The following is a 19,629-nucleotide window of genomic DNA, read 5'->3' as shown; positions in this document are numbered from 1 at the left end:
GCGGCGCCAAGGCGGCGAGAGGCTTCAAGGCAGGCTGATGGTGGCGACGAGACCGCCTGTTTGCCGATTCGTCAGGGTCAATTCGCCCCCATGGGCGCGCACGATCGACCGGGCGATCGACAGGCCGAGCCCGACCCCACCTGTCTCGCGGCTGCGCGAGGTCTCGACACGGACGAAAGGCTCGAAGACCTCCTCCAGATGCGTCGCCGGGATCCCCGGTCCGTCGTCCTCGACCGTGATCCGCAATTCGCCGCCTTCCTCCACGAGACCGATCCGCGCCGCGCCGGCATAGCGCACGGCGTTCTCCACGAGATTGGCGAGAGCCCGCTTGAGGCTCACCGGGCGGCAGCGCCAGACGAGCCGCTCCGGCCCCTCATAAGTGACATCCTTGCCGAGGCCTCGCATGTCCTCCACGAAGCCGTCGATCAGCGCCGCGACATCGACGCTGCGCGTGGCCTCGCCCGCGCCCTCCTCGCGCGCGAAGGCCAGGGTCGCATCCGCCATCGCCTGCATCTCGTCGAGCGTGCGGACGACGTCGCGCTTAAGGTCGGCGTCCTCGATGAATTCCGCACGCAGCCGCAATGAAGTGATCGGCGTGCGCAAATCGTGGCTGATGGCGGCGACCATGCGCGTGCGGTCGCGCACGAAGCGCGAGAGACGCTCCTGCATGACGTTGAACGCCTCGACGGTGGTGCGGATCTCGCTCGGCCCCTTCGCCGGCACGGGGTCGATCGCCTCGCCCCGGCCGATCTTTTCCGCCGCGGCCGCCAGTTCGCGCATCGGCCCGGTGATGCGGCGCACGAGAAGCGCCGCCACCAGAAGCGTCGCAATCGCACTGACGCCAAGCGAGACCAGCCACGGCCAGGAGAGCCCGATGGGTGGCGCCCTGACCACCGAGGTCGCATTCAGCCACCGCCCACCGGCGAGCGGAATGGAAATCTCGACACCGGTGAAAGCGCGATGGTGGCGATGCATCCAGCCCTCATCGCGACGCGGGGGGCGGTCGGTGAAGCGGGCGCGGGGGCCATGCTCGTCGACCGAGAGCGCATCGGCGAGTTCCTCGGCGAATTCCTCCTCGCGTTCACTCATGCCGTCCGGCGGCAAACTGCTCCGTTCCGCGATCTCGAGGCGCGTGCGCCGGTTGCTGAGGGCCGTCGCCAGACGCTGGCCGAGTTCCGGCGTGGTGTCGTCGAAGACCTGGACGAGGGTCGAAACCTTCTCCACGACCCCGAAGCGGATGGCCGCCCGCACCACGCGGCCGCGTTCGTCGAAGAACAGCGCCAGACTGACGAGATGCGCAAACAGCAGCGCCATGATGAGAAGCGTCGCGAACTGGCCACCCAGACTCCGGGGAAGAAGGCGCCTCACGAGGCCTCCTTCACGGCAGCGGCAAAGACATAGCCGCCACCCCAGACGGTCTTGATGATTTCCGGGTTCTTGGGATCGGCCTCCAGCTTGCGCCTGAGCCGCGAAATCTGGTTGTCGATGGAGCGGTCGAAGGGATGGGCTTCGCGTCCGCTGGTGAGATCGAGGAGCTGATCGCGGGTGAGCACCATGCCCGGGCGCTGCACGAAGGCAGAGAGCAGCCGGAACTCGGCGGTCGAAAGCGGCACCACCACCCCATCAGCGCCCATGACCTCGCGCCGGGCGAGATCGAAGACCCATTCGCCGAAGGCCATTCGGTCTTCGGAAACAGGCTGCATCGATTGCGGCAGCGTCGTCGCCCGGCGAAGCACTGCCTTGATTCGCGCGAGCAGTTCGCGCGGATTGAAGGGCTTCACCACATAGTCGTCGGCGCCGACTTCGAGTCCGACGATCCGGTCCGCATCCTCGGCCATGGCAGTGAGCAGGATCACCGGCATGTTGGCGCTCTCACGCAAGGAGCGGCAGAGGGAGAGCCCGTCTTCGCCCGGCATCATGATGTCGAGAACGACGAGATCGACGGAATGGCGCTTGCAGGCCTCCCGCGCCTCGGCCGCGCTGCCGGCAAGCGTCACCCTCATCCCGTGCTTCTCGAGATACCGGCCAAGCGGCTCGCGAATGTCGCGCTGATCGTCGACGACGAGGATATGGGGCCTTGTTTCCATGGGGATCGTTTCGTTCGGCTTGCTGCGGACGGCTTCCTATGACCCGACAATAGGCATCCCGGCAAAGGCCGCAGCAGAAAATTGTAAGCGATTGTCGCAAGACGGCCGGATGCGACAGGCGGCGACAGATCGGCGGGTCGGCCGGGACATTTCTGCGACGGCAAGGCCCTATCTCTCGCTCATCCCCGGCGGAAAACCCTCGGGAAATCAAGAGAGGATCCGATGAAAAAGACCCTGACCATCTCGACCATCGCCATCACTGCCGCCGCCCTCTGGAGTGGTCTGAGCTTCGCCCAGAGCGGCAATGCCCAGAACGATGCGGCCCAGAACGGCGGTGCCCGCGAACGCCCCGTCCAGCAGGCCCACTGGCGCGGTGACGACGATGACGGTTGGCGCGGACGCGGCGAAGGCCGGCACCACCGCGGCGGCCATCATGGCGAACGCCGGGGCCATGGCGAGCGCTGGGGCGAAGGCCGCCACGGCATGCATCATGGCCGCATGGGACCTCACGGCTGGGGCGGCCGAGGCGGCGGACCGCGCGCGATGATGCACGAACGCATGCAGGAGCTCGATCTCAACCAGGACGGCAGCCTGACCCAGGACGAGATCGATCAGGCCAGGCAGCAGCAACTCGCCCGCTTCGATGCCGACAACAATGGCACGCTCTCCATCGAGGAGTTCCAGACGCTCTGGCTGGAGCGGATGCGCGAGCGCATGGTCGACCGCTTCCAGGACCTCGACGCGAATGGCGACGGTGAAGTCACCCAGGCCGAGTTCGATCGCCGGCTTTCCGGTCTCGTCGAGCGCATGGATCGCAATGGCGACGGCAAGCTCGACCGCTCCGACCGGCGCGGCGGCCGCGGCATGCGCTTCATGCCCGATCAGGCCCAGCCGGACGATTCCGGCGACATCGACGGGGATGACGCCGCGCAGCAATAAGGCGGCAAGGCGCGAGGCAATGCGCTCTCGCGCCTGAAGCGCCGTCCGTCCCGGAGTAATCGAAAGGGACGGCTACAGCATCGGCCCGAAAATCGGCATCGATTTTCGGAAAGCCTGATGCGTCGATTCAGAGAGTTGGAGCGTCCTTTTGTTCGTCCTGGCGGACGCACGGCGCTCCAACACTCTGGACTGAAGGATTGATCAGGCCGCCTGCGGGCGCGTTCCCAAGGCGTGGATCCCCCGCCCTCCCTGCGCCTCGGTACCGCCCGCCAAGACCCGCGGCGCTCCGAACTATGGAGCGCCGCGGGCTTTGCAACATCGACAGGCTGCGCGGGCCGCGACAGTCGCGTGGCGAATGTTTCGATCTCACATGCAAAGGGCATTGACAGGGATCGCAAACCGCTCCTATACCCCCGCGACGTTGCCGCCAAAGCGGCCCGGCGGCGGAGTAGCTCAGTTGGTTAGAGCAGCGGAATCATAATCCGCGTGTCGGGGGTTCAAGTCCCTCCTCCGCTACCACATAATTTCGTATTAAAATCAGTGGCATAGAACGGCGGCGGTGCTATCTTGACCGTCTCTCGATGTTGCAGTCATGTTGCAGCGATTTCCCCTGACTTACAGGGGTTTCTTGACAAGCTCGGCAGCTCCACGCGACATGGGATGCGACACGGGCGATAAAGCTGGGTTGGCCGAAGTGCTGACATTTCGACAACTTTTGATCCGCTATCCGGTTTTCACCTGGACGTTTCAGCATCAGTTCTTGATCAGGTCCTTAAGAGCTCGGACGCTGTTCAGGCTGCCGTGGAACTGGGAAGGCTAGATCTGGCTTCTGCTCTGGTGGATCTGCCACCTCAGTCAAAACCTGCGAACAGCCTACGGCGAGATGTCAAGGATGGAAAAGTTATGATCGTTGACGGCACCTACAGCTGGCCGCTGGTCATTCTTTCCGTCTCTATCGCAACAGTGGCCGCCTATACCGCTCTCGATCTCGCGGGCCGCGTGCGAACTGCAGCGGGATGGGTTCGCATTGGTTGGATTGTCACCGCAGCGACTGCGCTGGGTGGCGGTATCTGGTCCATGCACTTCGTCGCCATGCTCGCCTACAGAACACCGATGGAGGTCGGTTACGACGTCACTCTGACGGCCATGTCGCTCGCGTTGCCCATTCTCGTAACGGGCATCGGATTCGCGCTGCTTTCCGACCGGGTGGTGAGTTGGCCGATTCTGATCGCCGGCGGCCTCATCATGGGGTGCGGTATCGCGACGATGCATTACCTCGGAATGCATGCCATGCAGATGCCAGCCTCGATCGACTACGATCTCCGTTTGGTAGGCGCGTCGGTGGCCATTGCCATTGGCGCTTCGATTGCTGCACTCTGGCTAGCTTTTACGGGCACAGTCTCCTCGCGAAAGCTTGCGGCATCCGGCGCCATGGGCCTCGCGATTTCTGGAATGCACTATACGGGCATGGCGGCTGCGACCATGACGATGCATTCCGATGCTGGCAAGACGGCGATGGCCCCGGCGCTCGATCCTATGGCTCTTGCATCCGCCGTTGCCGCGCTGACTTTCCTGATCCTGTTCCTAGCTCTGCTCGCCTCGATCATCGATCAGCGCTTCGCCCTCGCGAGCGCACGCGAAGCAGCTGCAACACAGAGAAGCCAAGAACGCTTCGTCACTCTCTATCGGCGGACCCCTCTTCCGCTGCATGCTCTTAATGAGAGCGGCTGCATCGAACATGTCAGCGACGTGTGGCTTGAGGTGCTCGGCTATGAGTTCGCCGAAGTTGTCGGGCGTCCACTCACCGATTTCATGACAGAAGCCTCCGCACGCCGCCGTGTGGAGGTCGACTGGCCTGCATTGTTGGCCTCTCAGCAGGTACGTGGCGCCGAATATCAATTCGTCACGAAGGACGGACGGCAGCTGGATTGTTTGTTATCCGCGCATGTCGAGCGCGACGCCGACGGACGCTTCGTCCAAGCTCTATGCGGACTAGTCGATATCACTGCTCGGCGGCAGGCTGAAGAACAGCTTCGTCAGTCTCAGAAGCTGGAAGCGCTGGGCCATCTGACCGGCGGCGTGGCTCATGACTTCAACAACCTCTTGGCCGCTGTGCTGGCCAACCTCGAAATTCTCAGGAAGCGCCTCCCTGAGGATCCGAAGCTCCGCCAGCTGATCGATACAGCCATACTCGGCGCGGAACGTGGGGCTTCACTTACTCAGCGCATGCTCTCGTTCTCTCGGCGGCAGGATCTGCGTCCCTCCGCCGTGAACCTGCCAGAACTTGTTCACGGCATGGCCGACCTCTTGCAGCGGTCAATCGGGCCCAGCGTGCAGATCGAGACTAACTTCCCGATCGGTCTTCCGTCGGTCAATGCTGATGCCAACCAGCTTGAATTGGCCCTGGTCAACCTCGCGGTCAATGCGCGCGACGCCATGCCGGACGGTGGAACGATCACGATCTCGACCAAAGGTGTCAGCAGAGTTGCCGCGGATGAAACCCTTTCCGCTGGTGAGTATGTTCGCCTTACTGTCACCGATACGGGATGCGGCATGGATTCTGCGACTCTTGCGTCTGCCACCCAGCCCTTCTTTACCACCAAAGACGTCGGCAAGGGCACAGGCCTTGGCCTCTCGATGGTTCATGGCTTCGCTGGGCAGTCTGGGGGTCAATTCGTGCTTTCGAGCGCAGTGGGCGTCGGAACGACGGCCGAGATATGGCTTCCTGTTGCCAAGGATATCGCCGTAGCCGAGGACGCTCCCCCCGTCTCAGCGGAAGAGACGCGACCGGCGCCAATACAGACTTTGACGATCCTTGCGGTGGACGACGACCCAATCGTTTTGATGGGCACGGTCGCCATGCTGGAAGATCTCGGCCATAGGGTCATCGAAGCCCACTCTGGCACGAATGCATTGGAGATAATCCAACATACCGCCGTAGATCTCGTCATCACCGATCAGGCAATGCCTGCCATGACCGGCCTTCAGCTCATCGCCGCGATCCGAGAGGAGCAACCTAAACTGCCGGTTCTGCTCGTCACCGGTTACGCGGAGTTGCCGCCAGGCACGAACCGAAATCTTCCACGTCTCTCAAAGCCCTTCTCACTAGAGGATCTTGCTGCCGCAATAGATGCAGCCGTGTCGACGTCTCACGCCGATAATATCGCCTTCCTGCATCAAAGATCGCGCTAAGCTCGTCGTCGTCGCTGAGGCGCGGCTTCATGCGCCCAACAGCGGATGGCTGTTCGGGACTATGCCAGCGCTCCGGCCTCCCGAAGACAGTCACCGCTACAGAATCCCAAGCGGCGGCAGTTGCTTTGTTCGGACGTGCGGACGTCGCCGCTTTCATGAAAAGAACTCGCCACCTCGCCGAACATCGTGTTCGATTTAAGCCCGACCGCCCTCAACGAACTCGCCGCGCCGAAAACGCCGATCGAAGCCCAAAGATGAGGTCGAGAAGATGATCGCCTATCCGGCGCTTGTGTCGCCCGGCGTGCCCTGTTGTCGCGGCTCGATGCCACCGGATGGATCGTCCCCGCTGAAGACGAAAACAATGAGGCCTGCGACTGCGGCGGCAGCGACGGCCATCAACACATAGGCGCGGGTCTGCCGGTCCTTCCGGCGACTGGGATAGCGTTCTTCCGGTTTCATTCGATTGGCCATCCTCGACAAGCCGACCACCCTGAACGGTCACCGGTGCTCGGTGGTTGCCTGGCGTAGATCGCAGGTCTCACTCCCACCAAGCCTTAGCCCAGTGCGGCCGCGCGCGTCCCGGATCGGCGAGATCGACGGCCCGCGAGCGGATCTGCTTGCTGCCGCATCGACAGCGGAAAAACGCTGCGGCGAGATGGATGGGGAGGTCGGGGCGGCAGCGCCGAGGCAGCATCGCATGGGGCACCTGAACGCATCGCTCGCAATCAACACAGCGCAGTTCCAGCCACCATTTGTTTCGCCGCAAATCGTCGATTGTCTGGAACACCGGCACCTCCGATGTTCCAATTTTGTTCACGTTCTGCGATTCGGGAAGGCTGCTGCCCCCGTTTGTCTCGCGGCTGGCGACGCTTGAGAAGAAGCGTAGCCAGCTACCTAGAGTCGCTCGTACTCGCCCTCAAGCATCGAATACATCGCTTCGGTCCACCAGCGGTCTTGTGCCCAAATGGCTTCCCGTTCGACGCCTTCGCGGACCATGTCGATCTTTTCCACCACGCGGATGCAGGCGAGATTCTCGACAGCGACATTGGCGACCAGGCGGTGAAGGCCAACATCCTCAAAGCCGAAGCGGAGCATGGCTTGCGCCATCTCGGTTGCGAAGCCGGCGCCTGCAAATGTGGCGCCCACTCCGAAGCCTAGATGCCCGATGGCCGGATGCGAGCGAGAGATGCTGGCCTGACCCACAACACGGTTGTTGGAAGCCCTCTCGCGCGCGGTGAACACGAAGAGACGACGTGCATCGTCGGGACCCTTGTGTTCGAAATAGCGCTGGATCCGCAATTCAGCGTCCGCCAGTTCCTCAGGCTCGACGGCCTGATTGCGCCATTGATCGGGCTCGGCCTGGTAAGCCTGAATCCCGGGTGCGTCTTCCAGACAGGTTTCACGAAGCGTGAGACGCGGCGTGGTGATTTCCGGCAACATGGCACGTTCTCCTACTGCCATGGCGCATTTTAGCGCCATGGCAGTGACATCGAGGGATGGATTGCGGCTCAACGAGGAGCGACGGGGCCAGCTATTGGGGCGGGGCCGGCGCGGTCGCGAACCGGGCGATGCACTCGGGGTTTTTCTGTGCACGTGGTCTTTGTGCTGCACCAATAGGTCTTCGAGCCTGTCTTGGCGCATTCGGTGAGCCCCAAAGACACGACCTCGCACTTGTAGCCCTTCTTTTTCAGGTTGCTGACGGTGATCTTGGTCGTACCCGTGTTACTCGCTTTTTTGGCGAGGCCTTGCTCTGCCGCCGACAGTGAGAAACAGGCGACCATAGCCAGGAGGAGAGCGGGGCGGACTCTCGCCCCGCAGGCGCTCAGGTTAATAGACATGACTGTTTTCCTTGGTTCACTCATACGGACCGTGTTTGCGGACGCGTTGAGGGAGATCTTCTTCGTTTCGGGATTCCTTCGCCGCAGCGATCATCGTCGAAGCGCAGGCGCCTATCGGCCGATGACCTGCCCTTTGGTGGGGGCGAGATGGCGATGTCGCCCAGACGGACGCTCAACCAATGGCTTGGGACCGGGAAGCTTGGCCTTGGGGCCAGGCTTCTTGGTTTTCGGGCAACGCTCAGAGTCCGCCACCACCGTCCCGTCCGGGCAGGTGCGTGGCTTAACGGCGCTGGCCGAGGTGACCATTATGGCTGAGAGACCGAGGGCGAGCACCAAGCCGCTGAGGGCTTTGATGTTGATGCTCATGGCTCCAGTTCCTCATTGAGGGTGGTCAGAGCGGCGCCGGATTCCACATGAACCAAATGACGGTCGGTCCATCGGGAATCCGGCGCCGCTTCGCGGCTTTCTCAACGCTTCACCTTTCCGGGGATCGGCGTGTAGCCATTACCACCAGGCTTCCGACTGACCTTCTTGGCCGGCTTGGCTGCCTTGGGCTTGCGCGGGGGCAGCTCGACTTCCGAGCCGCAGCTCTTCGGCTTCTTGTCGCAGACCGTCTCGTAGGATCCGGACTTGATGGTCCCGCTCTTCTTGGGGGCTGCTGCAACCTCGTTAGCGATAGAGGTGAGCAGCAGCGGGGCTGCAGCGATCGCGATCACTGCCGCCTTCAATGTCTTGCTCATGATTTCCTTCCTTCTGTTTCGCAGGCCGATCGCTCGGCTGCGCAGGCTTTATTGCAAGGCCCATTTGAAAGTTGACTGAGCGTAATATTCATGGAGCGTTCATCGCTGGTTGATCGGCTCCTCGCTCAAGCGAAACCTTGCAGTTGTGAGCTGTGGAAGCATCAGAGCGGTTTCGGCGATCTTGGAGCGTGTCCGGAATAATCCGGCTCATAGCCGGCAGGGGAGAAGTGGAGCGCGAAGGGTGGCGATGGTCCGGATATCGGCGGCATCGCCACCCATGTATTTGAGAAGCGAGACGACGGCAGCCTGAAGCTCGCGCTGCATACCTTCACTTGAGCGATTCCGGGGCGTGGCCGGCGACTGGCCGCACCCCGAGCGAGCCCGGCATTCTGCATTGCGATCGTTCCGACCAGGCGCGAGCCTGTCCCGGCCGCGCTCGCTGTGGATCGGATGGCTTGATCGACCGCGACCGGATCCGCGTGCTCCCACACCGACAGCGAAAGAACGCTGCAGCGAGATGAACGGGCAGATCCGGCACGCATCGCCGGTTCTTAATGCCTAGTTCGGGAAGTTGGCATGCAGCAACGTTCGTTTGGCGACTGGCTCGGGTCGAGAGTGAGCGGAAGGAGCTGTTCCAAATGACGGTGTCCGTATTCGCCCCTAAGCTAAGGAGTTCTGCAGTGCGCCCAGAGAGATGAGCGCCCGTTCGCTGTTTCGTAAATATTAAATTCTGTGCTCCATACGTTTCACGCTACCGAGAGTGGTAACGAATTGCTAAGGCTTCCGACGTGTTCATCGACAATCTAAAAACCCCCAAGAAACTGATCCTCGCCTTTGTTGCTGTGATCGTGGCAACTGCAGCGGCTGACCTGGTCGTATATCGCGCGCTTGAGACGATTAATGAGGACGCCAGCGCGAACCAGAAGAGCTTTGATCTCAACGTCCGGGCTGAACAACTGCTTCAGACCATGCTTGAGCAGCAGAATGCAGTCCGCGGCTTCCTACTCAGTAACGACAAAATCTTCCTGCAGACATATGAGCATGCGAAGACGGCATTCAATGAGACTGCCGAATACTTCAAATCTCATACAGTTTCGAGTGAGCAAGTCGCTCGCATAGACGCACTGAAGGCCTCAGTCGCAAACTGGCAAAGGAATTCGGCCGAACGTCAGATTCAACTCGCTCAGAATCCGCGGACGCGCGAAATGGCTTTCGCTCTTACCGGCAAGCTCAAGCTGACCGAAGGTCGACAACTCATTGAGGAGATTCGAGCAACTCAGGAATCGATCGTCGCGGCTCGAATTCAGGGTCGAGTTGCCGCTGACGCTTCTGCCAAAACGACCCTGATGGCGGGTGCCGTTCTCGCCATGTTCATCGCCGGGCTGATGGGCTTCCTTTTGTCACGTTCGATCGCACGGCCGGTCGTCGCCATGACCGAGGCAATGCGCCGCCTTGCCGGTGGCGACAAGAGCGTCGATGTTCCAGCAACCGACCGCAAGGACGAAGTTGGTCAGATGGCCAGCGCGGTGCTGACCTTCAAACAGGCTGCGATCGAACAGGAGCGCCTCAAGAGCGAGGCGGAGCGCTCCCGTATCGGCCAAGAGGAGGCCAAGAAGCGCCAGGCGGCTCTGGACAATGCCAAGGCCGAGGATTTACGTGCGTTCGTGGGGGTCGTCGAAGTCGGGTTCGACCGGCTATCCAATGGCGACCTGACCGTCCGCATGTCGGACCCGGTCGCCGCGGAATTCGAGCCGATCCGGGCCAAGTTCAATGACAGCGTCGAGAAGCTCGAAGGTGCAATCGGCCAAGTAGTGCACGCCACCAGCCAGATTCGTGTCGGCCTTGCCGAAATCAACACCGCCTCCAACGACCTCGCCCAACGCACCGAGCAGCAGGCTGCTTCCATCGAGGAGACAGTCGCAGCGCTAGGCGAGATCACGCAGGCCGTCAACGAAACGGCGGAGGGTGCCAGCCGCGCCCAGACTTCAGCAACGACCGCCCGCAGCAATGCCGAGAAGGGCGGAGAGATCGTCGGCCGTGCAGTCACGGCGATGAATCGGATCGAGAAATCCTCCGAAGAGATCAACCAGATCATCTCTGTGATCGACGAGATCGCGTTCCAGACCAATCTCCTCGCCCTTAATGCAGGCGTGGAAGCGGCGCGTGCCGGCGAGGCTGGGAAGGGCTTTGCCGTTGTCGCACAGGAGGTTCGCGGCCTCGCCCAGCGTTCCGCAGAGGCTGCCAAAGAGATCAAGGGCCTGATCACCACTTCACGCGAGGAAGTCGAAAGCGGCGTCGAACTCGTGACCGCGTCGGGAAAGTCGCTGAACGAGATCGTAGCGCAGGTCAGCCACACGGCCGAGATCATCGCGAGCATCGCCGCCAGCGCCAGCGAGCAGGCCGTCAGCCTCCGCGAGGTGGCAGGCGCTGCCGACCAGATGGACAAGGTTACGCAGCAGAACGCAGCCATGGTGGAACAGGCGACGGCTGCCAGCCAGACGCTGTCCAAGGAGACCGATCAGCTTTCTGATCTGATGGCACAGTTCAAGACAGCCACCGCTTCGTCACGCCCGCGTCAGGCCGGCCAGGTCTCTGGCCGCAAAGCGCGGAGTGCAGGCCGTTCCACCGTGGTGCAGTTGAAGACATCCGGAACGGGAGCTGCTGCACGTGTCGAGAAACAGGTCCGTTCAGAAGAGGAATGGGCCGAGTTCTGATCGTACTTGCGAGGGCATCAGCACATAGACTGACTGACAAGGGAGGTTTCGTTGCTCCGTCAGCGGGGCCTCCCTTTCTAGCAATCTTGGCCGGCGCGCGCGGCCTTCGAAGTCCCCCCATCGATATCATTGACGCTTTGTCTGGCGGGTGATCTGCTCATTTGGATGTGGAGGTATCACCAATTTTAAGCGCAGCGGTGAAAGTTCGAAGCTGCTTGGGATGGTCAGCGGAACCTCAAAGCCGTCAAGGAGAAGACCACGGGTGACGCGCCAATATCCGAACAAACTCCTTGCCATCGTCGCTGATTACGAAAGCTCTGCCGCAACGCTCAATGAACCCAAGAAAAAGCAACTCTTCCGCGATATGTGACGGCAGAATATGCGGGACTGCCTCATGGTCAAACAACCTCAGGAGAAGAGAACGATCCTCATCCGTCAGTCCGATCCAGTCCATCAAACACCGCGCCTTGGATTTCACTTGCCGAGAGCTAAGATCGCCTTTTGATACCAAACAATCCAAGTCATACTTTGCTCAAAGGGCTTCCAAGACGGCTATGCAATCAGGTCGTGTCCCACTGAGTGGTGTAGGTGAGCGGCCACCGAGGGATCCGCGGTAGGGTCGAGTTGCGACACGCAACCGAACCGAGGACTGCCCCCGATGACCAAACCCATGATGGACTTACGCGCGCTGGTCGAACAGAGCGCCGACGCAGACATTCTTCGCGAGATGATCGGCTTTGCCGCCGAACGGCTGATGGAGTTGGAGGTCGGCGCCGCCACCGGTGCAGCCTATGGCGAGAAGAGCGCCTAACGCCTCGCCCAGCGCAATTAATGCTGGAGCCGCCCTGAACTCCCCTCGTGCTCCCGCCTTGCTTCTCGCTGCGGCCCGAGGCGAAGCCCTAATGCTCGACAGCTGCGGCTGCCCCGTCGCCACTGGGTTCCCGGTCGGCCCACTTGCCTCATTCACGAACGCTCGCGATGCCCATTCCATTCGGCTTGGTGGGCATCTGCCTTCGTCTTCTGATGGGCGTGGAGGGTCAGGCTGACAGTGAACTGTCCGTCAATCAGACGCTGTCTATTCGATCGCCCGCCCCAGCGCCCGGTTGTCCCCTTCCGACAGCCTTGGGCAAGCCTGCACACGGATCATTGGGAGATGCGGAGAGGGCGGAGGGTTGATCGACAGCGATCGTGCCGCAGGCTCGCGGATGAAGGGCAAAGGTCGCTGAGGACGTCGTTCAACGTTCTTGGCACGGTTGCTGATCATCGAGAGTTTTCAGCAAAAGCCCGGACACACGCCAAGATGACAACGATCTCCTCTCAGAGCCTTCTCCAGATCAAGGCCATCCCGGCCAAGACCGTCTCCAGCTGGAGCATTGATGAGCTGACCGCGCTGAGCCCGCTTGAGGTCGGAGCCCTGAACGCATCACAGATCGCTGCCGTTTCGGTCGATGGAATCGCTCATTTGTCTCAAGCCCAGGTTTCTGCGATCTCGGCAAAGGCAATTCCAGGCCTCACCGCCGATCAGATCGCGGCTCTTGGAGCCGACAAGATCGCCAGCCTGCGAAGCTCCCAGATCGCTGCGTTTAGCGGATCGCAGATTGCAGGCCTCAGCACGGACCAGGCAGAGGCTTTGACGCCGGCCCAGATTGCAAGCCTCGGCCGCACGCAGATTGCGGCCTTGAGTATCGCCGACCTCGCGACCTTTTCGCAGGCGGATATCGCTGCGATAAGCGTCGTCGGGCTGCCGGGTCTTTCGGGTGATAAGGTCGCCTCGCTCACTGGCGATCAGATAGCGGCCCTATCGGCAACCCAGATCGCGGCCTTGAGTGCCGGCCAGGCTAAAGCGCTGACGGACACGCAGGTCCAGGCGTTGAGCTCAATCCAGATGCGCGCGTTCGGGCCAAGCCAGATTGCAGCGCTTTCGCCGGAGACCTTCGCCGCGTTGTCGAGCTCTCACGTCGCCGCAATCAGCACGCGCGCGATCGGTGGACTGACGAGCGCGCAGATCGCCGCGATGAACAGCGAACATATCACAGCTCTCACGCCACTGCAGATCGCGGGCCTCACGGCCAAGCAGGTCGCAGCGTTCAGCGCTGAGCAGATCTCGCATTTCTCTACCACGGGCTTCGCGTCCATTAACCCGAGATCAATCACCGGGCTGTCCAGCGCGGCGCTGACGCTGGATCAACTTGGGGCCATGACAACCGGCCAAGTCGCCGCGCTGAAGGCCAGCCAGGTCAGAGCGCTCTCGTCCGCGCAGATCCAGGGCCTTTCGGTCGCCCAAGTCGGCGCCTTGGCCGCGGTCCACGTCGCCGCACTGGGCACCGAGGGCCTTGCCAATTTCTCCCTGGCGCAGGTGACCGCGATCAATCCCAAGGCCATCCCTGGTCTCACGACCACCCAGATCGGAAGAATGACTCCGGCTCAGGCCGAGGCGTTGAACGCGTCGCAGATCGCGAGCCTGAGCCTGCCTCAGATCGCCACCCTGTCGGCGGAACAAGTCGCGACCTTCTCAATTGGGAAGATCGCCGCGATCGGCAACGGCGCCATCGCTGGACTTGCCCCACAAACTATCTCCGCTCTCACCCTCGACCAAGTCTCTGCTCTGACAAGTGCGCAAGTCGCCGCCCTGAAGCCCGTTCAGATCGGCGCCCTCGGTGCTACGCAAGCCGATATTATGTCGGCACGGCAGATCGGCGCCATGACGGCCGCACAGGTCAGCGCCCTGTCCATCCCGGCGCTCGGCGAGCTATCCGCCGAGCAGATCGGGGCGTTGAGACCCAACGCCGTCGCCGGGCTGACCGCAGCGCAGGTCGCGGCCCTCACGCCCGCACAGGCCGAGGCCTTCAGTTCGTCGCAAGTCTCCAGCCTGACAGCGCTGCAGCTCGCTGCCCTCACCCCGGTCACCCTGGAGCATTTCTCCCGGGCGAATGTCGCGGCGATGAATCCGATTGCCATCTCCGGACTCTCCGCAAGCAATGTCGCAACTCTCAGCCTCGACCAATTCGCCGGCCTAACAGCCGGCCATATCGCCGCGTTGAAGCCGACGCAGATTGCAGCCATCACGCCGGCGCAGGCCGAAGCGCTATCGACGCTGCAGATACGCGCGCTCTCCGCACTTCAACTCAGTGTCCTCCCCACGGAAAGCCTTTCCTCGCTTGGGCCCGAACAGATCGCTGCGCTTGCTCCCAAGGCGATCGCAGGCCTGACAGCCAATCAAACTGCTGCTCTATCACTTTCGCAGATCGGAGCACTGCTGCCGACGCAGATCGCATCGCTCACGCCCCGGCAGGTGGAAGCCATGAGCGCCGACCAATTGGCGGCGCTAGCGCCAGAAGGCATCGCGGCACTCGGCGTCGGCGCACTTTCGAGTATCTCCGGCGACAAGATCGCCGATTTCGACGAGACCCAGATCGTGGCACTTTCAGCGACGCAGATTGCTGGGCTGAAAAGCACGCAGGCGGCCTGGCTGACCCCCTCCCAGATCCAGAGCCTGTCGGTTTCGCAGATCGGTGGCCTGACTGCGGTGCAGCTTTCGGCCATGTCTGACGCATCCATCGCCGCATTCTCGGTCGATCAGATTGCCGCGCTCAACACCAAGGCGGTGGCGGGCCTGACAGCCTCGCACGTGGCGAGCCTGACCACCATGCAGGCAGAAGCCCTGACGTCAACACAGGTTGCCGCGCTGACTGCTGCGCAAATCGGAGCGCTCAGCCCGGCGGATCTGGCGACCTTTTCAATCTCCGACATCGCAGCGATCGGAACCGGGTCGGTGTCGAGCCTTTCCCCGGACGCTATCACCGCCCTCAGCGTCGAGAAATCGGCAGCTTTCACCCCGAGCCAGATCGCCGCGTTGACGCCGGCGCAGGTCGCCGCCCTTACGCCGATGCAGATAGGCGCCTTGTCGACCAACCAGATCGCAGCCCTGACCGCGATGCAGGTGGCCGCGCTGTCAAGTGACCATCTGACTGCCTTGTCGGGGGACCAGTTCACCTCAATCAGCGTGAAGACCATCGCCGGACTGACCCCCGATCACGTCGCGGGCCTTACTTCCGACCGGATCCATAGTCTCACGATAAAGCAATTGGCGGCATTTACGGCGCCCCAGATCCAGGCCCTGAGTGTGGATGCGCTGGCGGGCCTCTCTGCTACCGTCGTCGCTGCGTTCAGCCCGAGCGCCATCTCCGGCCTGACCACAGAGAAATTGGCAACACTCGTCGCCGAACAGATCGCGGCACTGACGAACAGCCAAATGGCGGCGTTGACCGCGGGGCAGCTCAACTCCCTGTCTCAAACGCAGATTGGCGCCCTGTCGACGACGCAGATTGGTGCGCTCGGTGCCGGTCAAGTCTCAGGCCTTTCGGCGGACAAGCTGAATACGCTGACGTCGGATCAGCTTGCTGCGATTGGTCCGAAGGCGATCGCCGGCCTGACGACAACTCAGATCCCGGCCCTCAGCGACGGACAGATCGCCAAGCTGTCGACGGCGCAGATGGCCGCTCTGAGCGCGGCACAAGTGGCATCCTTTAGCAGCTCCGCTCTCGCGGCAATGTCGTCTAGCCACATTGCCGCGCTCGCCAGCTCCGCGATCGCCGGTCTTCCCGCCGAGCGTATCGCCGGCTTCAGCCTCGATCAGATATCCTCCCTTCAGCCAGCACAGATCGCCGGACTGACGCCAAACCAAGTCGCCATCCTCTCGCCCTCGCAGGTGGAGGTCCTTACGACAGCGCAGATCACCGCTCTTAGCGCTGGCCAGTTGGGCGCGCTCTCGACCGGTGGGATAGGCGCGCTCACCACGTCGCAGGTTGCAGCCCTGACCGCGAAAGCGCTTCCAGGTCTCATGCCGTCTCAGATCGAGGCTCTTAGCTTAGCTCAAATCACCAGCTTCTCACCTGCACAGGTTGGTGCGCTGAGTTCCACCCAGATTGCCGCACTCGGTGCCGCAGACCTCGCCGCGTTTTCCGCCGCCCACATTGGGGCGATCAAGACAACGGCAATCGCCGGGCTTTCCGCCGACCAAATCGCGGCGCTCCGCGGCGACCAGATCGCTTCCATGACGAGCCCGCAGATTGCGGCCCTGTCCTATTATCAACTCAGGGCGCTGGACAGCCCGCAGATCCACGGGTTGACAACCGCGCAGATGGGCACGCTCAACGCGATCCAGGTGGCGACGTTCAGCACAGACAAGATCGCGTCGCTCTCGGCAGAGCAGATCGCGGCGATCAATCCGAGCGCGATCGCTGGCCTGACACCAGACATGATCATGGCTCTGACAGCCCAGCAGGCGGAGGCCCTGACGCCCGCTCAAGTCGCGAGCCTTGGCGCGGCACAGATCGCTGCGCTCGGGGCCAGCCAGCTCTCGGCCTTCTCGACGACGGACATCGCCGCGATCAGCAACACCGCGATAGCCGGCCTCTCATCAGCCAACATCCTCAGTCTGAGACCCGAACAGCTGCAAGCCATCACGCCGACGCAAACTCATTCGCTGGACACGCTGCAGATCACCGCGATCATGTCGGCCTATAGATCCTACTGATCGACTGGAGCACAATCACCGCCCAAAGCGGGAAAGCAAAAGGCCTGGACCGAGATACGAAAACGCACTTCCACTCTGTGTTCATGGATTACCTATCTCGGTGTCCGCGAAACCAGCAGCAGACCATTTGCTTGGTCTGCCCCTACGAGGTGGTCCGGGGTGGATCTTAGTGGGGGGCGGCCCTTGCGCCATAGTTGGCGCTGCCGTCGACGCCGGTCCGTTTAGCGGCGCTGGCCATTGAACGGTCCCCGGTGCAGGCGTCCGCTAGCCGAGCTACGAGTGCGGCCTCGCCGTGTTGCAGTGGCGGCGCCAGTTCTCGATCACGACCTTTGCTTCGGCGAACGAGTAGAAGACCTCGCCGTTCAGAATCTCGTCGTGGAGTTTGGAATTGAAACTCTCGCGATAGCCGTTCTCCCAAGGGCTACAGGCTCGATGAACGCTGACTTCGCTCCGACCGCGAAGATCCATTCCCTTACGGCTGTCGCGTGTGAACTCGTCGATGACATTTAGAATGCCGGAACCGATGCTCGTTAGCGAGTTCGGTGTGTCCTGAGACCTCGCTCACTCCGGAATTTTACCCGACGGAGGTCCGCTGCCATTTTGTCTCTTACACCTCCTCAGAATATCGATTACATTTGTAGCAATGCTCGTTGCAACAAATGAAAGGCGCCAGACATGGCTGACGGACGCTTCATTTCCTACCTCCGGGTCTCGATCGAACGGCAGGGTCAGTCTGGTCTCGGTGTCGAGGCGCAGCGCAGAGCCGTCGAGGGTTTTCTGAACGGTGGAAACTGGCAGCTCGTCGCCTAAGTCGTCGAGATCGAAAGCGGTCGCAAGAACGATCGCCCGAAGCTCGCTGAGGCCATGCGCCTTGCCCGGCTCCACAATGCTACCCTGGTCATTGCCAAGCTCGATCGCCTGTCCCGCGACGCGCATTTCCTGCTCGGCCTCGAAAAGGCCGGTGTCGATTTCGTCGCGGCCGACATGCCAACGGCGAACCGTCTGACGGTGGGGATCATGGCCATGGTCGCCGACGAAGAGCGTCGGATGATCTCCAGGCGCACGAAGGATGCGCTTGCCACTGCAAAGGCGCGAGGCGTGAAGCTCGGTGGAGATCGAAGCAACCTCGCAGCCGAGAGCACCAAGGGCCGCGCCGTCTCAATCGCCCGTCGTCAGGAGAAGGCCATGCAGCATGCGGCTGATCTGACGCCAGTGATCGAGGACATTCGTTCGGAAGGGATTTCGTCCATGTCCGCCATCGCCAAAGCCCTGAATGAAAGGAGCTTCAAAACGGCTCGTGGTGGCCAGTGGCAGGCGGTGCAGGTGCAGCGCGTACTGGAGAAGATGCAGCCCGCTGCGTGAAACAGAATACTATGAAAGTGTTTCAGAAACGAGCTTTCGAATGGCCGTGGTGGGTGGAAACTGGCCATTCGCCAGGCTATGAGCGAATGGCTGCTGTGCGCCAGGTTCGCCAGACACTCGCTCCTGCCTCTGACCAAGCGGCGTATCGCTCAAGTGCCGGCGGCGGGCGTTACCGGCAACTTGCTCGACGCTTTCATTTCCTTCAGCGACAGGTTGGAGCGGATGCTGGTCACTCCGGGCAGCCGCCGGTCTTTCGCTGCGCCAAACATGAATGTTCGAGGTTGCGGGATGCGTGTCTCGATCACGCGCAGGACGATCCGGGTACTAAAAGACCGTGGGGACGATCGCTCCGGCGCACTTATCAGTCTTCACGAGAGGTCGCCTTTTGGCTCGCGCACATCTTTCGCCGTTTCCTGACGCCCGTGAAAATCATCCATGCTGCTCGCGACGCCAAAGATGCGGTTGAGAACGAAATCGAGCGCCCGAGTTGGCAGAAGTCCCCGCAGCAACGGCAGCAGGCGCACGATGGCGGGCATGTGGAGAAAGACGGCGTCGCGCTGCACAGCGCGCAGGATGCGGCGCGCGACGTCCTCGGGCTGAAGGATCGGGATGAGGCGCGAACGCACCCCGTCGAACATGCCGGTGTGGATGTAATAGGGCAGAACAGTGGTGACGCGCACGCCGGTGCCTGACCGCTCCAGCTCCTGACGCAGGGAGTCTGACCAGCCGGTCACGGCCCACTTACTGGCGGCGTATACGCTCATGTTCGGGTTCGAGACGAGCGCCGCCGCCGAGGCAATGTTGACCACATGCCCCCGGCCCCGCGACACCATGCCGGGCAGCAGGGCGCGGGTCAGGTGCATCAGCGCCCCCGTGTTGATTGCCAGCGTTCGGTCGATATCGGCGTGGCCATGTTTGAGGAAGGGCTTGCCCACTACGATACCCGCGTTGTTGATCAGCAGGTCGATCGCCGTACCATCGGCTTCGAGCCGCGCGACGGCGGCACGAACGGCTTCGGTGTCCGACACGTCCACGCGGTCGAAGACGACGGTGCCAAGCGGGTCGAGGGTGACCCGAGCCAAGTCAATATTGGTCGCGCTGACATCCCAGACAAACAGACGTGCCGCGCCACGCTCCATGAGCATCCGGCCCATCAGAAGCCCAATGCCGGAAGCGCCGCCGGTTATCAGCGCCGTGCGCCCCGCAATCTGCGTCATGGTG

General features: G+C 62.0%; 15 protein-coding genes, 1 tRNA gene and 2 pseudogenes. 8 read left to right on the top strand and 10 right to left on the bottom strand.

What is annotated here, in order from left to right:
* Positions 1-24 precede the first annotated feature (24 nt).
* Together MF134_RS22330 and MF134_RS22325 are read right to left on the bottom strand one after the other, a co-directional pair.
* On the bottom strand, positions 25-1,368 hold the full coding sequence (locus MF134_RS22330) for an ATP-binding protein (RefSeq protein WP_255341628.1): 1,344 nt from the start codon (positions 1,366-1,368) through the stop codon (positions 25-27).
* Positions 1,365-2,087, bottom strand: a complete 723-nt coding sequence (locus MF134_RS22325; protein ID WP_255341627.1) for a response regulator — start codon at positions 2,085-2,087, stop codon at positions 1,365-1,367. Before MF134_RS22325 ends, MF134_RS22330 begins: the two co-directional genes overlap by 4 nt.
* A 222-nt stretch (positions 2,088-2,309) precedes the next feature.
* Here MF134_RS22325 and MF134_RS22320 point away from each other — a divergent pair, with 222 nt between their 5' ends.
* The 3 genes from MF134_RS22320 to MF134_RS22310 all read left to right on the top strand — a co-directional run bounded on the left by MF134_RS22320 (position 2,310) and on the right by MF134_RS22310 (position 6,218).
* Positions 2,310-3,026, top strand: a complete 717-nt coding sequence (locus MF134_RS22320; protein WP_255341626.1) for an EF-hand domain-containing protein — start codon at positions 2,310-2,312, stop codon at positions 3,024-3,026.
* Between the two features lie 442 nt (positions 3,027-3,468).
* Positions 3,469-3,545: transfer RNA gene (locus MF134_RS22315), tRNA-Met, on the top strand.
* Positions 3,546-3,929: 384 nt separating this feature from the next.
* Positions 3,930-6,218 (top strand): MHYT domain-containing protein, encoded by a 2,289-nt coding sequence (locus tag MF134_RS22310; RefSeq protein WP_255341625.1) that lies wholly within the window; start codon positions 3,930-3,932, stop codon positions 6,216-6,218.
* Positions 6,219-6,494: 276 nt separating this feature from the next.
* Here the strand turns inward: MF134_RS22310 and MF134_RS22305 are convergent, their stop codons facing one another.
* From MF134_RS22305 to MF134_RS22285, 5 genes are all read right to left on the bottom strand, one after another.
* Complete coding sequence (locus tag MF134_RS22305) at positions 6,495-6,677, bottom strand: hypothetical protein (protein ID WP_255341624.1); 183 nt, start codon at positions 6,675-6,677, stop codon at positions 6,495-6,497.
* A gap of 79 nt (positions 6,678-6,756) precedes the next feature.
* Positions 6,757-7,005, bottom strand: a complete 249-nt coding sequence (locus tag MF134_RS22300; RefSeq protein WP_255341623.1) for a hypothetical protein — start codon at positions 7,003-7,005, stop codon at positions 6,757-6,759.
* Positions 7,006-7,112: 107 nt separating this feature from the next.
* Positions 7,113-7,658 carry a GNAT family N-acetyltransferase gene (locus tag MF134_RS22295; protein WP_255341622.1) on the bottom strand — a complete coding sequence of 182 codons (546 nt, stop codon included), beginning with the start codon at positions 7,656-7,658 and terminating at the stop codon, positions 7,113-7,115.
* Positions 7,659-8,167: 509 nt separating this feature from the next.
* On the bottom strand, positions 8,168-8,422 hold the full coding sequence (locus MF134_RS22290) for a hypothetical protein (protein ID WP_255341621.1): 255 nt from the start codon (positions 8,420-8,422) through the stop codon (positions 8,168-8,170).
* A 101-nt stretch (positions 8,423-8,523) separates the two neighbouring features.
* Entirely contained in the window at positions 8,524-8,796 is a 273-nt protein-coding gene (locus tag MF134_RS22285; RefSeq protein WP_255341620.1) for a hypothetical protein, read from the bottom strand.
* Positions 8,797-9,584: 788 nt separating this feature from the next.
* Here MF134_RS22285 and MF134_RS22280 point away from each other — a divergent pair.
* From MF134_RS22280 to MF134_RS22270, 3 genes and pseudogenes are all read left to right on the top strand, one after another.
* On the top strand, positions 9,585-11,510 hold the full coding sequence (locus MF134_RS22280; RefSeq protein ID WP_255341619.1) for a methyl-accepting chemotaxis protein: 1,926 nt from the start codon (positions 9,585-9,587) through the stop codon (positions 11,508-11,510).
* 658 nt (positions 11,511-12,168) lie between these two features.
* A pseudogene (locus MF134_RS22275) lies at positions 12,169-12,318 on the top strand (IS256 family transposase); the annotation flags it as partial.
* Positions 12,319-12,810: 492 nt separating this feature from the next.
* Positions 12,811-17,046 carry a hypothetical protein gene (locus MF134_RS22270; protein ID WP_255341618.1) on the top strand — a complete coding sequence of 1,412 codons (4,236 nt, stop codon included), beginning with the start codon at positions 12,811-12,813 and terminating at the stop codon, positions 17,044-17,046.
* Positions 17,047-17,127: 81 nt separating this feature from the next.
* Here the strand turns inward: MF134_RS22270 and MF134_RS22265 are convergent.
* A pseudogene (locus tag MF134_RS22265) lies at positions 17,128-17,531 on the bottom strand (integrase core domain-containing protein); the annotation flags it as partial.
* Positions 17,532-17,721: 190 nt separating this feature from the next.
* Here MF134_RS22265 and MF134_RS24120 point away from each other — a divergent pair.
* Entirely contained in the window at positions 17,722-17,856 is a 135-nt protein-coding gene (locus MF134_RS24120) for a recombinase family protein (RefSeq protein WP_369695446.1), read from the top strand.
* Positions 17,857-17,865: 9 nt separating this feature from the next.
* Positions 17,866-18,408, top strand: coding sequence for a recombinase family protein (locus MF134_RS22260; protein ID WP_369695447.1), 543 nt, complete (start codon positions 17,866-17,868; stop codon positions 18,406-18,408).
* Between the two features lie 149 nt (positions 18,409-18,557).
* Here the strand turns inward: MF134_RS22260 and MF134_RS22255 are convergent, their stop codons facing one another.
* Together MF134_RS22255 and MF134_RS22250 are read right to left on the bottom strand one after the other, a co-directional pair.
* Complete coding sequence (locus MF134_RS22255) at positions 18,558-18,713, bottom strand: hypothetical protein (protein ID WP_255341617.1); 156 nt, start codon at positions 18,711-18,713, stop codon at positions 18,558-18,560.
* A gap of 63 nt (positions 18,714-18,776) precedes the next feature.
* Positions 18,777-19,625: an SDR family NAD(P)-dependent oxidoreductase gene (locus MF134_RS22250; RefSeq protein ID WP_255341616.1), complete on the bottom strand. Its 849-nt coding sequence runs from the start codon at positions 19,623-19,625 to the stop codon at positions 18,777-18,779.
* Positions 19,626-19,629: the final 4 nt, after the last annotated feature.

This window comes from Jiella marina (assembly GCF_024359545.1).
In the GTDB taxonomy this organism is placed as follows: domain Bacteria; phylum Pseudomonadota; class Alphaproteobacteria; order Rhizobiales; family Rhizobiaceae; genus Jiella.
The sequence above is the reverse complement of the archived record's forward strand: the minus strand, read 5'-3'. Positions and strand labels throughout refer to the sequence as shown.